The 14,591-nt window shown below is 39.3% G+C and carries 10 protein-coding genes and 3 tRNA genes; 7 read left to right on the top strand and 6 right to left on the bottom strand.

What is annotated here, in order from left to right; genetic code table 11:
* Window positions 1-17 precede the first annotated feature (17 nt).
* The 5 genes from ACO1XM_RS02055 (at window position 18) to ACO1XM_RS02035 (ending at window position 4,740) form a co-directional block, all read left to right on the top strand.
* Window positions 18-106: transfer RNA gene (locus ACO1XM_RS02055), tRNA-Ser, on the top strand.
* Window positions 107-220: 114 nt separating this feature from the next.
* A tRNA-Arg gene (locus ACO1XM_RS02050) sits at window positions 221-294 on the top strand.
* 79 nt (window positions 295-373) lie between these two features.
* Window positions 374-447: transfer RNA gene (locus ACO1XM_RS02045), tRNA-Pro, on the top strand.
* Between the two features lie 442 nt (window positions 448-889).
* The gene (locus tag ACO1XM_RS02040) at window positions 890-4,063 is read left to right on the top strand and encodes an N-6 DNA methylase (RefSeq protein ID WP_486225442.1); all 3,174 of its coding nucleotides are present in this window, start codon (window positions 890-892) and stop codon (window positions 4,061-4,063) included.
* Window positions 4,063-4,740 carry a hypothetical protein gene (locus ACO1XM_RS02035; protein ID WP_486225441.1) on the top strand — a complete coding sequence of 226 codons (678 nt, stop codon included), beginning with the start codon at window positions 4,063-4,065 and terminating at the stop codon, window positions 4,738-4,740. The genes ACO1XM_RS02040 and ACO1XM_RS02035 overlap by 1 nt, the downstream gene beginning before the upstream one ends.
* Window positions 4,741-5,022: 282 nt before the next feature.
* Here the strand turns inward: ACO1XM_RS02035 and ACO1XM_RS02030 are convergent, their stop codons facing one another.
* On the bottom strand, window positions 5,023-5,367 hold the full coding sequence (locus tag ACO1XM_RS02030) for a hypothetical protein (RefSeq protein WP_486225440.1): 345 nt from the start codon (window positions 5,365-5,367) through the stop codon (window positions 5,023-5,025).
* A 167-nt stretch (window positions 5,368-5,534) separates the two neighbouring features.
* Between ACO1XM_RS02030 and ACO1XM_RS02025 the strand changes: the two genes are divergently transcribed.
* Window positions 5,535-5,744, top strand: a complete 210-nt coding sequence (locus tag ACO1XM_RS02025) for a helix-turn-helix transcriptional regulator (protein ID WP_486225439.1) — start codon at window positions 5,535-5,537, stop codon at window positions 5,742-5,744.
* Between the two features lie 64 nt (window positions 5,745-5,808).
* Here ACO1XM_RS02025 and ACO1XM_RS02020 read toward each other — a convergent pair whose 3' ends face one another.
* The 5 genes from ACO1XM_RS02020 to ygiD all read right to left on the bottom strand — a co-directional run bounded on the left by ACO1XM_RS02020 (window position 5,809) and on the right by ygiD (window position 12,724).
* Entirely contained in the window at window positions 5,809-8,418 is a 2,610-nt protein-coding gene (locus ACO1XM_RS02020; RefSeq protein WP_486225438.1) for an ABC transporter permease, read from the bottom strand.
* Window positions 8,415-8,753 carry a PadR family transcriptional regulator gene (locus ACO1XM_RS02015; protein ID WP_486225437.1) on the bottom strand — a complete coding sequence of 113 codons (339 nt, stop codon included), beginning with the start codon at window positions 8,751-8,753 and terminating at the stop codon, window positions 8,415-8,417. Before ACO1XM_RS02015 ends, ACO1XM_RS02020 begins: the two co-directional genes overlap by 4 nt.
* Before the next feature lie 17 nt (window positions 8,754-8,770).
* The gene (locus ACO1XM_RS02010) at window positions 8,771-11,431 is read right to left on the bottom strand and encodes an ABC transporter permease (protein WP_486225436.1); all 2,661 of its coding nucleotides are present in this window, start codon (window positions 11,429-11,431) and stop codon (window positions 8,771-8,773) included.
* Complete coding sequence (locus ACO1XM_RS02005) at window positions 11,428-11,766, bottom strand: PadR family transcriptional regulator (RefSeq protein WP_486225435.1); 339 nt, start codon at window positions 11,764-11,766, stop codon at window positions 11,428-11,430. The genes ACO1XM_RS02010 and ACO1XM_RS02005 overlap by 4 nt, the downstream gene beginning before the upstream one ends.
* A 130-nt stretch (window positions 11,767-11,896) precedes the next feature.
* Window positions 11,897-12,724: a 4,5-DOPA-extradiol-dioxygenase gene (gene ygiD, locus ACO1XM_RS02000; protein ID WP_486226527.1), complete on the bottom strand. Its 828-nt coding sequence runs from the start codon at window positions 12,722-12,724 to the stop codon at window positions 11,897-11,899.
* Between the two features lie 233 nt (window positions 12,725-12,957).
* Here ygiD and ACO1XM_RS01995 point away from each other — a divergent pair, with 233 nt between their 5' ends.
* Entirely contained in the window at window positions 12,958-14,457 is a 1,500-nt protein-coding gene (locus ACO1XM_RS01995) for an OmpA family protein (RefSeq protein ID WP_486225434.1), read from the top strand.
* The last annotated feature ends 134 nt before the right edge of the window (window positions 14,458-14,591 follow it).

Here is a 14,591-nt window from a genome sequence, read left to right as displayed (position 1 = left end):
CTGAAAAAGAACTTTAAGGAGAGGTGGGTGAGTGGCTGAAACCAACAGTTTGCTAAACTGTCGTACGGGTTAAACTGTACCGGGGGTTCGAATCCCCCCCTCTCCGCTTAACTACGCTCAAACTTGCCTTAGGGCAAGTTAAGCACAGTCAAGAAAAGAATTCTGGCAAGCGGCCAGCCAAACGAAGCCAGCAATGGTTCGAGGGCTGGGGCGCAGTTTGGGTCCGATAGCTCAACTGGATAGAGCATCAGCCTTCTAAGCTGACGGTTCGGGGTTCGAGTCCCTGTCGGATCACTAAAATAAATTGTCAGGGTAGTTTTATTATTGATTAATAGTTCTACTTTTGCAGCCCTTCTTAAACGAAGAAATTGTTCGGGGCGTAGCGCAGTCCGGTAGCGCACCTGGTTTGGGACCAGGGGGCCGCAGGTTCGAATCCTGCCGCCCCGACAGAATAACAAAAACCTTCTCATGAAAATGGGAAGGTTTTTTTTATTAAATGTATTATCTCTATATACTTGATTCTGATACTTCCAAAAGATTATACATTGGTCAGACCAATGATATTCAAGAACCAAAGGTAGCCCATCCCGACTTAAGTCGAAAGAGCCGCTGGTTCGAATCATGCCCTTTCTACATGTAAAGGATTTTTATGATTACAAAAGATTAATACAGAGATGATTTGGAATCAATCAATCTGAAGCTGCAATTTAAAGACGTTGAGTTCGAGCAATTCATTTTGTTTCATCCCTGATTAATGGGCCAAAATCAGCATCTACAGTCCATTTTGACAGTCCTTGTCAAAATTATTATCTAATTTTACAACAAGTTTTACACTTCCCACTAATAAAAGTTTGAATAGATAAAAACTATACTAGTAAATTGCTATCTAATGAGTGTGTTGGAATCAAAAAATCTTCTTTTACAGGCCTTCCAATCCTTGGAAAGTTATGAAGACTTGATAGATGTGAGTGTGAGGTCTGGAGATTTGGATATTGATCGGTACTTAGCCATTGGTCAATGGATCGATACCGCAAATAACTTAAATGATAAGGCAGACTTTAAGATCCATAAAATATTTTTTGCTCAAAATAATCCAATAATAGTTTTTGCCGATGCTTCACAATCCTCAAGAGAAAAATTGTATGAAGTCTATAATTCGCTATGGTCATTTGCCAGGCCAAGATTAGCTTTTATAGAACATAATTCTTCTGTTGATCTGTTCGACCTAGCACAGGGGGCAGCCCGGAATAACGGTGAATTGAAACCACTTAAAGCCCGAATAACAGAAGTTGTAGAATTGGTGGAAGTCATAAAAAGCTTTGGGCAGGAAAACATTCTCTCTGGGAAAATTTTTGGTGATGAACGCTTCCAAACGTTTAACAAACGCGCTGACCAGGCGTTGATCTCTGATCTTAAAGTTGTAAGAGAACGGCTATTTGGTCAAGGACTAAAAGGAGATAAAATAAGATACGCCCATGCACTTATAGGGCGGGCTATATTCATCAGATATCTTGAAGACAGAGGAATATTAGATAAGGATTATTTTTTACGCGTTGCAGGTCAGAATAAAGCATGGCAGAACATAGTTAACACCCCGCTTCAATTTGTTTTTTATCGCTCGGAAATGAGCGAACTCATTTTTCCAAGAATTTTATCAGATAAATACCTGACATATGCCTTCTTCAAACGACTGTCTCAGGATTTCAATGGTGATACCTTTATAACTGACGATGATGAGGATAACATTGTTAAGGAAAAGCATTTAGCACTGTTACGGGATTTTTTGATAGGAAAAGAAACGTCAGATCAGCAGTCCTTCTTCTTGTGGGCTTATAGATTTGATGTAATACCTGTTGATTTAATCAGCAGTATCTATGAAGAATTTTATCACACCCTTAATACTTCAGATAATAAGCTTGTCGATGGGAAGGGAACACATTACACACCATCAGCTTTAGTTGATTATGTATTATCAAAGGTTTTAACTTCTGAAGTTCTAAGTACCAAGCCACGGATACTTGATCCAGCATGTGGTTCCGGAATTTTTCTTGTAGAAGCATTCAGACGAGTGGTAAGACATAAACTTTATGAGCAAAAAGTAAGTAGTCTTGAAGCTTCTGAATTACTTATCATTTTAAAAGAACAAATTGCGGGGATAGAAATCAATCCCGAGGCAATAAAGATTGCAGCCTTTAGTTTGTATCTTTCATTTCTGCATTATTTAAAACCTCCAAATATTCTCCAGTATATACGCAGTGGAAATAAGTTGCCAAACCTCATAGCTGTAAATAGGAGAAGCCAAAACAATTACAATAATCTTGTCGAGTCGAACTCTTTTTCAACCGATACCGTAGAAAAATTTTTCCCTCCTAAATCTTTTGACGTTGTCATTGGAAATCCTCCATGGGGAACTCCAAAAAGATCAGACATAGTTGCACGCGAAGCGCTTGCCGTTATACAGGAATGGTGTGATGAAAATGGAAAGCTATTTCCGGATAAAGAGCCTTCCCATGCTTTTATCTGGCTCGCACTAGATTTATTGAAGGACAAAGGAATTTGTGCCTTATTGGTATCTAGTGGAGTCTTGTATAAATTTTCAAACATCAGTAATCAGTATAAGCTCGCTCTCCTGTCCAATTACAGAGTTTCAGAAATAATAAGTTTTGCCAACGTTCGATCTGTTTTTTTTTCAGGCGCTATTTCACCCTTTGTGTTCATTAAGGTCATTAATACAAAGCCTCAGGGATTGTATAACATAAAATACACAGCGTTAAAAAATTCATTCCTTGTAAGCAAGAACAAGATTGTAATAACGGATAGCAATGATGTTAAGTATATACCGAGTGAGCAGACTTCTGTAGGCAATGTGTGGAAGATATATCATTGGGGAAATGCTTACGATTTCAAACTAATCAGCGCAATAAAACGGTTTAATAAGTTATCACATTTTACAAATACCAAAGTAAGTGCCCAAGGGTTTCAGGTAGCCAACAAATCTAAACCCGCTGATTGGTTGAAAAACTTTTCTGAAATACCCGTTAAATATTTTAATAACAAATACCAATCTATCAATCTTTCCAAGAAAGACGATAGGGAAAAGCTTGTTGATATTCCTAGCAAGGTAAAGGTCAGGGGAAATGAACACATATTTCAGGAAAAAAGGATTGTCATCAGGAGAGGAATTATTCAGAGTGTTGAACCTAAAGGGCAAATTATCGTCCGCCTTGAGTACGATAAATTTGCTTTTAATCATTCCCTCATCTGTATAAAGTTAAAACATGAGTATTTAGAAGATACAGAATTATTCACGGCTCTTTTATGGTCGTCTTTGTTCCGATACTATATGTTTATGACCGCCAGCACCTGGGGTACCTGGCATCAGGAGCTGCATATGAATGAGGTATTGGATTTTCCGATTGCTATTCCTGATGCCAAGCTTAAATCAAAAATTTTAGAGAAGGCTTCACAGCTCACAGAACTCAATGCTCCAAAACTACTATCCAGTAAGAGTTTTGATCAAGCTTCAATTGACATTGCTGAAAGGGAGTTAGATCAACTTGTTTTTGATTTGTACAAATTGACACGGTTCGAACAGCACTTGGTTCAAGAGCGTTGCAAGATGGACATAGATCTGTACTACAATGGGTTGGATAGTTTTGCCGCAAAGCCGATCAAATCGACAAAAGATTTCAAGGGGTATATTAATTATTTCAAAACGCAGTGGATTAATTTTTTGGAACCGCACGAATATTTGAAGCCAACGCTCCACACATTTGGCAAAGAGGATTGGATAGCCGTTGTGTTTTCTTTAGAATCTAAAAACGTGACTCCAGAGACGAGTGATATAGCTGTGATAAAGGACGATGATAACTCAACCAACACGAAATTATCTGGTCTGAGAACTTCAGCAGAAATAACCTACGAAGCCTCAATAAGAAGTGTATCTCAAGAAGAAATAATTATTATTAAAAGAAACCAGAAACGACTATGGGGCATTACACAAGCGCAGTTGGATGTTGATGCTACAGTATTGATGGCAATGGACAAAACTGTTACTGTTTGATGGGATTAGGCTTAACTGACAACAAGCGGGATTTTTGGCAACGTACGGAGGCTACCGTAGTCCAAATAATTGAATTGGCTATTGAATTAATGGTTAAGAGAGTCACGCTTCCGAAAGAAGAAAATGAATTGAACAGGGAATTTTACTTTTGCCTAGTTGAGGCAAATTTTATTCTTCAGAAAAAAAATATGGGTCTAAATTTTCATCCCACTTACGAGGCTCTGAATCAACCATCACTCACACATTTAAATAAGCATGTTCGAGAGAATAAGCGTCCTGATTTTCAATGGTCTTTTGCGGACAATAGTGCTACCAGTCCTGCTGAAAGTGCAAAACAATTTAGTCTTGAGTGTAAGCGCTTAGATCTGAAAACTGCTTCGTGGGATTACGTAGGCCAATATTTTGAAGGTGGTATTAAGAGATTCATAAGCAAAGAGCATGGATACGGCTTCAATGTGAAGTCTTCCGCAATGTTAGCTTATGTTCAATCGGATGATTACAACAAATACCAGTCTGAAATAAATGGAATACTATCAAAACAAGGACATCCGATAATGGGCTCTTTGATAAATAAGTTCGACCATGTGCAATTTTCTCATACGATTCAAACAGAGCATAGTTTAATGGAGATTAAACTGATTCACTTTTGGACTGAGCTTACTAAGTTCTATACCTAATTGAAAATCAGGATAAATTGGTTGCTTCAACCGTCATTAAGTAGCGAAACGAGATTACCATATACAATTGTTCGTTCAGTACAAAAAAATTAGAATAGCAGTATGTGCCTTTTGAATTATTTATCTTTTCAATTTTGTTCCAAATGAATTAATTTTTAATAAATCGGCAACAAAAAGATTCTATGTAGCTACACTCTGGTCTAAAGAATAACAAAAACCTTCTCATGAAAATGGGAAGGTTTTTTAATTTGGTTCTGCCCAAGCAAAAACTTCGACTAGATTTTAAACTTTTTGTTCCAAACTTAGTCCTCTCCTATCAACCTCTTGTAATAATTCCCGATACATGTTTATCGCCTCTCTCTTGGCTGATTCAGCGCTTAAATCAAGACTGGCACTAAACCTTTCAAGTAAATCAAAATAGAAATCTATGGTCTCGTTAGTATCATCAACTAAGCCAACATGATTTAAAATAACAGAACTTAAATCTGATTGGAAGTACGCGTCATCAAGTCCGACACTTCTAAGGACTCCAAAAAATTTATGGCTTTTAAGTTCTTCTTTTATCAGAATCAGGATAAGGCTATCTTCAACGGGAAGATCGACTAAAGAGATATCTATTCCTTTCATAAATATTTAAATATTGATTATCTAAATAAATATAACAATAAAACGTAATTAAATAACAATTATATAATTTTTAATTATTTAAAACGTAATTTATTACGTTTTAAAATGATGTAATTCACTAATTTACAAACACTTAGATTTACCCAAACAATTACTTTCCGTTAAGTATGGCTAAATCTGAACCTCGAGAATACAACAGAATAAAAGTTCTCCTTGCAGAAAAAAAGAAGACCAACAAAGAACTTGCGGATCATTTGAAAGTCAGGGCAGGAACAGTATCACGCTGGTGCACAAACGACAGTCAACCAAACATTGCCACCCTTTTTGAGATCGCTAAATTTTTGAATACTAAAGTTAGTTCACTCCTGAATGAATAATAAAAAACCTTCTCATGCTGTGAGAAGGTTTTTTATTTGGTTCACTATCACAAAAGTAAATTACCTACTCTGTCTTCAACCCATCCACTGAATTTGCTTTCAGCACCCTTCTGATCTGCGTGGACACCGTGAGCAGCAATACAACAATTAAGATAATCACAGCCATGGTGGTGCCTGTGAAATCAACCGGCATGTGATACTCGTATGAGGTATCAAAGATCAGCTTAATCAAGGTGTAGCTGACTGGTGCCCCAATGGTAAGCGCCACTACAAAAAGCAAGGTATACTGCCTGTAGATGATTACTGCAATGTGCTTCAGCTCTGCGCCCAACACCTTACGAATGCTGAATTCTTTTAAGCGACCAGCTACATTCAGTTTTACCAAGCCATATAAACCTAAACTGGCCAGGGTTATGGCCAGGATGGCGATAACACGCCACACCACACCATGAATAGCCAGCTCACCATAGTAAGAACCCCATACATCTTCCTGATAGCCGCCTTCAAAAGGTATTTCCGGAAACAGTAGTGCCCAACTAGACTGCATGGCAGTGTAAACTTTTTGCTCTGCATCATTGCTCACTTTCAACGATAGAAAATGATATTCCTTTTTATCAGCCACGGTGAAAAAAGTAGGTTGTATTTCTCTGTAAAAACTGTAACTGTGAAAATCTGCCAAGACACCTACGATTTCATACTGCATGCTGTCCATTCTGAATTGCTGACCGATAGGATTTGTCCATCCTGCATTTTTTACGAAGTATTCATTAACCACCACGGCTTGTTTATCACTTCCTTCAAAATCTTTAAAGCCACGTCCTTCTTTTAAGGTTAAACCCATGGTCTCGAAATAACGGGCGTCTACCTTTAACTGATTGGCTTCGTAATCGCGATCCGGAAAATGTAAAACACGCGTAATGTGATTCTTTCCCAGGTGATGTGCCGAACCTGAAATATGAATAACATCGGGATGTTCAGCCATCTTCGCTTGCAATTGTTCAAAGGCATCAGCATTGGGAATTGCAGCGTACATGGTTTGAAACTGATTATACCCCCAACCGCGTGCGGCCATGTAGCGACTATTTTGTGTAAACATGACTGCTCCTGTAATAAATACACAAGCGAGTATCAGTTGCAGCGCTAAAAATACTTTTGTAAGCACATTTTTCTGGCCGAACCTGACAGCACCTTTGAGAATACCCACAGCCTGAAATTTTGAAATATAAAAAGCAGGATAGGCGCCAGAGGCTATGGCCGTAAATAATAAGATGACAGGGAGGTAAATCCACAGATTCTTGTCTGCGAAACTAAAATCCATACTAAAGTCCCATAAAAACTCGAAACCCGGAATAAAGAAAGTATAAGCAAGCACAAGACCAAAAAGCAAGGCGAAAAAAGTCATCACTACATTTTCAGATAAAAACTGAATAATAACGGCCACTCTATTGGCACCAATGGATTTTCTTACACCAATCTCTTTTAAGCGCCTGGCGGCTGATACGATGGCGATATTAATAAAATTGAAACATGCCAGGGCCAGCATAAATGTTCCAATCACAACCATATACATCACTGACGAATAATTGCTCTTGGTACTTCGCGAAATATCATCGCGAATGTATTCAGACTGCTCATGCAAAGTAGCCAGCGGTTCAAAGCCAAAAGATGAAATGGCCCAATCTTCTTCCACGGCTTTGTTTTGAATGCTGCGGTACTTATCCATACGTTGCTGGATCGCAATTACATCCTGAGGATTCTCAACTTGTATAAAAGTTGCATTCACCAGGGCACTCCAGTCGTGCAGATTATATCCAGTTTCTGCGCTTAATAAATTTTCAAAGTTGATAAGGAAATCAAATTGGATGGTAATGGACTTTGGAAAAGCTTTGGCTACACCACCTACTTTAAACTCTTTACTTACATTGTTATCAAATTTTACAAGCATAAGCTGACCTACGGGATTTTCATCACCAAAGTATTTCAGTGCCATGTCTTCACTCAAGATAATGCTGTTGGGATCCTTCAAGGTGCTGGCAACGCCCGATTGCAATGGGAAGGTAAACATGTCTAAAAACTCAGGATCGGCAAACCTGATACGCTCATGAAAAACATGGTCATCCTCCTTTACAATAACATGACGATCCTCCACGCGGCAAACTTTTTTCACCTGCGTAAAATCATTTCGCAACATCTCGCCCAGGGGTCTGGGGCTGCCTCCAAATTGTTGTTGTTTACCATCGCGGTTAGCAAAAAAGGTGGCGAGGTAGACATTATTTTTATATTCATGAAACTGATCTGTACTGTATGTCCAGTTAGCAAATGCATAGACAAAAATGGAAAACCCAATAGCGATTGAAAGCCCAACCAGGTTGATAGAGGAAGTCAATGGGTTTTTCATTAAACCTCTTATGGAAACCTTAAAATAATTTTTAAACATAGGGTATTGGTTTATTTTTTGAAGGAAGGCTGCATTTCTTAATAGCGAAGGTCTGAGCAGTTTGAACATTTCTGTCCAGTACAATCGCTTTGCTTTACTTAGCGTGTAGCATTGCAAGTTGTCATAAAAGACTTCTTCCATATCACCTTCAATCTCTTCGAGGTAATCTTCTTTTACAAAAAAACGCAAGAGTCGCAAGGGAAGCCTTGGCGGTGTTATATCCTTTGGCTGACTCATATCATCTTCAGTTGGTGTGCCAACGCAGGCATGGCTTCCCATAACCCGGCTCTGATATCTTTCATCTCCTTTAAAACTTTGTGGGCGTAAGAGGTTATAGTGTATATCCGCTTCCTCTTCCCGCCTCTTTTTTGTGTGGCATCTCCAAATTCAGAGGTAAGAAAACCTTTCTCCTCCATTCGCTTCAGGGCAGATTGTACTGACCCTACACTGAGTTTCTCTTTCAGTCTGGATTCAAGCTCGCGCTTAATTTCCACCCCATAGGCCTCCTGTTGTAAAGCAGCTACCGCCAACAATACCAATTCTTCAAACTCACCAAGTTTTGTTTTCTTCATAAGCTTATGTTGTTAACCTATTCATTCCTCAATGAAGAAACAGGATTCATCACGGCCGATTTAATTGACTGAAAACTTATGGTAAATCCGGCTATTAAAACAGCGATGAAACCCGCCACTACAAAAATCCATGGCTGCATCTCCATGCGGTATGCGAAACCGGCCAACCATTCTTTCATTACATACCAGGAAACCGGGGTGGCAATAACAATTGCAATCAACACCAGTTTGATAAAATCACTGGAGAGCAATAAGATAATCGCGCGCATATCTGCACCGAGTACTTTGCGAATGCCTATTTCTTTGGTGCGTAATTCGGCAGTGTAAGTAGCGAGACCTAATAAACCGAGACAGGCAATAAATATGGCCAGGCAGGCAAACACAGTAAAGAGTTGCTTAAACATCAGGTCGCTTTTGTATTGCTGGTTAAAGTCGTTATCCAGAAAACTATACAAAAAAGGTCTGTGGGGTACAAGCTTACTCCATACTTCGTTTACCTCTGTGATTGTTTTGTCTATGTCTTCAGGATTAATTTTAACTGACATGTAACGACTGGAGTAGGGATCGAATGGAAGTGTAAGCGGCTCTATATTTCTGTGAAGTGAAATGTAATGGAAGTCTTTTACTACGCCTATCACCTCTCCTTTCCTCCCCCATTGATCAAATTTTTTACCAACAATGTCAGCAGGATTAGTGTATCCGTATTGTTTTGCAGCCGCTTCATTCAGTACAAGTGCACTGGTTGAATCGGAGGGATACAATCTTGAATAGGATCTGCCGGCTACCAATTCCAGGTTAAAATGATTAACGAAATCAATCCCAACCTGAAAAATGGGTTGCACCATCATTTTCATTTCGCCATCTGCATTTTCGATGGTAGTACCTGCATTTGGAAAGTAACTGCCTGGTACACTTCTTGAAAATGCTACAGATGAAATGGCCTGACTAGCCTCTAGTGTATTTTTTAAAGATTCAGAATAATAATTAACTATTTCATCATAATTGTAATCGACAATCAGCATTTGCTCTTTGTCAAAACCTAAATCTCTATTCTGCAAATGATCCATTTGCGTATAAACAATGATGGTTCCTGTAATCAATGCAATGGAGAGACTAAATTGAAAAACGACTAATGCGCGTCTCAGGTATCCTCCACCACCACTGTTGTGCATAATTCCTTTTAGAACAGCCACAGGTTTAAATCCGGATAATACAAAGGCGGGATAAAAACCTGCCAGTATGCCTATGATAATAATTAATGTAAATGCAAGAAGGGGTGCTTGCCAGGTTAAAAGTGGTGTGAGTGTAAATTCTTTACCTGTTAGTCCGCTCATAAAAGGTAATGCAACAACCACTACACCTGCAGCCAATATCATGGCTAAAAAAACAATAAGTATAGATTCACCCAGAAACTGCAGAACCAAACTGCCCTGGGCAGCACCAATAGATTTTCTGATGCCTACTTCTTTGGCTCTCTCCATAGATCGCGCTGTAGAAAGATTCATAAAGTTGATCATGGCGATGATCAAAATGAAAAGTCCAATGATTGAGAATATATAGATGTTTGAAAGACTTCCTGTTTCACCCGGCTGTCTGTGTGCATTGGTTCTCAGGTAAACATCTTTGAGCGACTCAAGAGCAATGGTATACTTCGAATCTGAATCTCCTAAATTCTTCTTTATGAAATCCGGGATTTTCTGTTGAAAAGATTCTGCATTGAATTGTTCATTTGCTAAAAAGTAGGTGTAGAAATCAACATAACCCCACTCTTCGAAAATATCAGGACGTGATTTTCTAAAAGTATTCAGGGAGATCAACACGTTGAAACGAAAATGAGAGTTGTTCGGTATATCTTCTATCACTCCGGTTACTACATAATCACCGGCATCTGATCTTCCGGCAGACTCGCTTCCTTTAAGCACCTTTCCATAAGCCTCCTCGTTTCCAAAATATTTTTTAGCAGCCGATTGAGTCAACACAATACTGTAAGGAGCAGCAAGTGCTGTTTGAGCATCGCCTGCTATAAACTTCCAATCGAATACATCAAAAGCGGTTGAGTCAATAAAGAAAACGCCATCTTCCTGATAAGCCTTGTCGCCATGCGTAAGCAAGATGTCTGACCTTCCGGAAAACTGAACAACCTTGTCAATTTCGGGAAAGTAATCTTTCAGTGCAGGCCCCACCGGTGCATTGCCCCAAACCCAAAACGGATTTGCCTGAGCATCTTTTGCTGCATCTCCGGTTGATTTTGATCCATGCGTAATGCGGTAAATTCTTTCACCCTTCTCATGGTAATTATCATATGACAGCTCGTGCTGCACAAAAAGAAAAATCAAAAAGCATGATGCTATACCTAGTCCAAGCCCAGATATGTTGATGAAGGAGTAAGCCTTCTTTTTCAGCAGATTTCTCCAGGCAATTTTTATATAATTTTTATACATAGGGTAGTGGTTAAAGTTGACCGGTTGCATAAATTTTTTTAGAAGATTCGGTCTGATGAGTTTGAGTGTTTCATAGGCATACAATCTTCTTGCTTTACTGAGGGGATACTGTTCAATATTTTCCTGAAATAATTCTTCCAGATCACCCTCAATTTCTTCAAGGTATGCTGAGTTCAGAAAGAACCTCAGAAATTTTAAAGGCCATGCTGGTGGGTGTACGTTAGTGGACTCACTCATATCATGCGGAGCTCATGTGCCAGCGATGGAATTGACTCCCACAACCCTGCCCTGATTTCTTTCATTTCTTCCAATACTTTTCGTGCATAGGAAGTAGTGTAATAAATACGCTTACGCTTCCCTCCTCTTTTTTGGGTAGCCTCCCCAAATTCAGAAGTAAGAAAACCCTTCTCTTCCATTCGTTTTAATGCAGATTGTATTGACCCTACACTGAGTTTCTCTTTCAATCTGGATTCAAGCTCGCGCTTAATCTCCACCCCATAGGCCTCCTGTTGTAAAGCGGCTACGGCCAGCAGTACCAATTCTTCAAACTCGCCAAGTTTTGTTTTCTTCATAACCTAGGTATTATTCGTAATTGCAGTTAATATAGTTACACAATATTATTCGTAATTGCAGTTATTTTTATAAAGCACTGATATTCAATACTTTAATTTTAAATTTTAAATCTGAAATTTGAAATTGCACTTAAGCAATTTTTACCGAAGTCATGGTAAGCGAGCCTGCCTGGGCTTTGTCGTTGAATAGAGAGACTTCTTCTTTCTGTCCTTTTAAACCCAGTACATACAATAAAGGCAGGTAATGATCTGGTGAAGGAATGGCTAATTCAAATGCTCTACCTTGTGCAGCATAGTTAATCAACGGCTTGTGATTACCATCTAATATGTACTCACTCATTTTGGTACGCGCCTCCTGTGCCCAGTCGTAAGCATAATTATCTACGTTGAATTTATCCCAGGCAACCATGCGCAGGTTATGCACCATATTACCGCTGCCAATAATCAACACGCCCTTTTTACGAAGTGCTGATAATTCCTTTGCCAATTCATAATGATACTGCGGACCCTTGGTATAATCTAAACTCATTTGTACCACGGGCACATCTGCATTGGGGTACAAATGTTTCACCACACTCCAGGCGCCATGATCCAGACCCCATTTATGGTCGAATTCAACATCGGTGCTTTGTATCAAGGCTTTTGCTTCGGCTGCGAGTGAAGGACTACCTGGTGCTGGATATTGCACTTCATACAAAGCTTTCGGAAAACCACCAAAGTCGTGAATCGTTCTGGGTTTTTCCATGGCAGTGACTAGTGTACCCTTTGTTTCCCAGTGCGCTGAAATAACCAAAATAGCTTGGGGTTTAGGAATACTTTTACTGACAGAACGGAAACCTGCTACAAATTCATTTTCTTCAATGGCATTCATCGGGCTGCCATGACCTAAAAATAAAAGTGGCATTTGCTCGCTGCTTACCAGCGATTGTTCGAGTGTTGTGAGGGCTTGTGCTTTCATACGTATACCTGCAAAGCCAAGAACGGCTGTCAGTTTTAAAAAAGTGTTTCTATTCATTTTCTTCAGCTGACTATTCAGTCGTGAATATGAAAGTAAAAACAGTGGGCATATAAAAAAAGTGCCTGCCTGCGGGTATAAATGTATACCCAATAGACGGTATTTTGCTTAAATAGATGGACATCTGTTAGCTTGAACCTTCACATTCAACTAATTTGAAAGCATAATCTCTGTCTATGAAAGGCTTTCTTAGTGCCGTGTTGCTCGTATTTAGTTGTTACTGTCATGCCCAAAGCCCTGCTGGTATTTGGTACTTCGGGCAAAATGCGGGTGTTGATTTTTCATCAGGAAAACCAGTCGCCCTTACTGACGGGCAATTAAATACGGAAGAAGGTTGTGTGACCATTAGTGATAGTAAAGGAAAACTTCAATTTTATACAGATGGTGTTTCTGTCTGGAACAAACAACACAAGTTCATGCCCAACGGAAAAGGTTTGGTGGGCTCGCCTTCCAGTACTTCATCAGGCGTGGTTATTCAACATCCTGGTAATGCAAATTTATTTTTTCTATTTACCGTTCCTGCCATTGCCGACTCTTCAGGGTTTCGATATTCCATGGTCGATATGCAATTAGACAGCGGACGAGGCGATGTTATCGCCACGCAAAAAAATATTAAACTGCGCAATCCCGTCACAGAAAAACTTACCTCTACCCTCCACCGCAATGGTAAAGATTATTGGATATTACTACACGAATGGAATAACGATGTATTCGTTGCCTTTAAAATAACAGCGCAATGTCTTGACACAACACCTGTACTCTCTAACGCAGGTTCTATTCACCAGGGCAGTACGCTGAACACACAAGGCTATATGAAAGTAAATCCTGATGGCACCAACCTGGCTTTAGCACTTGAAGAAAGTAACGTAATTGAAGTATTCGACTTCGATAACGAGAGTGGCAAAGTATCAAAACCGATCAGTATGTCTTTACCAAGTGGATCATATGTATATGGTATAGAGTTTTCACCAGATGGTTCCTTACTTTATGTATCGGCAGCCGGAACAGGTGAAATTTTTCAATACAATTTACAGGCAGGATCTGAAGAGGCTATTCGTGCCAGTGGTGTGCGTATTGGTAAAACTAATCCTTCTGCCTGGGTTGGCGCTTTGCAGGTAGCCGTTGATGGCAAAATTTATTTCACCGTATATAAAACCCCTTATCTTGGTGTTATTGAAAACCCAAATCAACAGGGTATTGATTGCGGATTTAATCAACAGGCTGTTGAGTTAAAAGGAAAACTTTCTACCCTGGGCTTGCCTACTTTTAGTCAGAACTTTTTTTATAAAAGTGAAAACAAAAAAGTGGAGTATTTCAATGCCAATAATGTTGTAAAAGGTAAAGCACTTGTATTGCGTAACATTCTCTTCGACTTTGCTAAGGCAAGCCTGAAAACAAGTTCTTATGCTGAACTGGATAAAGTGGTAGCCGCCATGAAGGCCAATCCTTCTTTAAAAGCAAAAATCACAGGGCATACAGATAACATTGGTAATAAATCATTCAACATTACGCTATCACAAAACAGGGCGATGTCGGTTGCAGCGTATTTGAAATCGAAAGGTATTGCTGCCACTGCCTTGATTACCGAAGGTTTTGGTAGCGGACAGCCTGTAGCAGGGAATGATAGCGATGCAGGACGTGCGTTGAATAGAAGAGTGGAGATTACGTTTGAGTAAGAGAATTTAGAATTTAGAAGATAGAAGGTAGAAGGTAGAAGGTAGAATTAATAAATCATCGTCCCTGCGGAGATGATGATTGGACGGAATGACGTGTTATTCATTTTTCAAATTCTCAAATCTTCAAATCCTCA

It is taken from the genome of Chryseotalea sp. (assembly GCF_057350905.1).
Note: the sequence above shows the minus strand (reverse complement) of the source record. Positions and strands in the feature narration are given on the sequence as shown.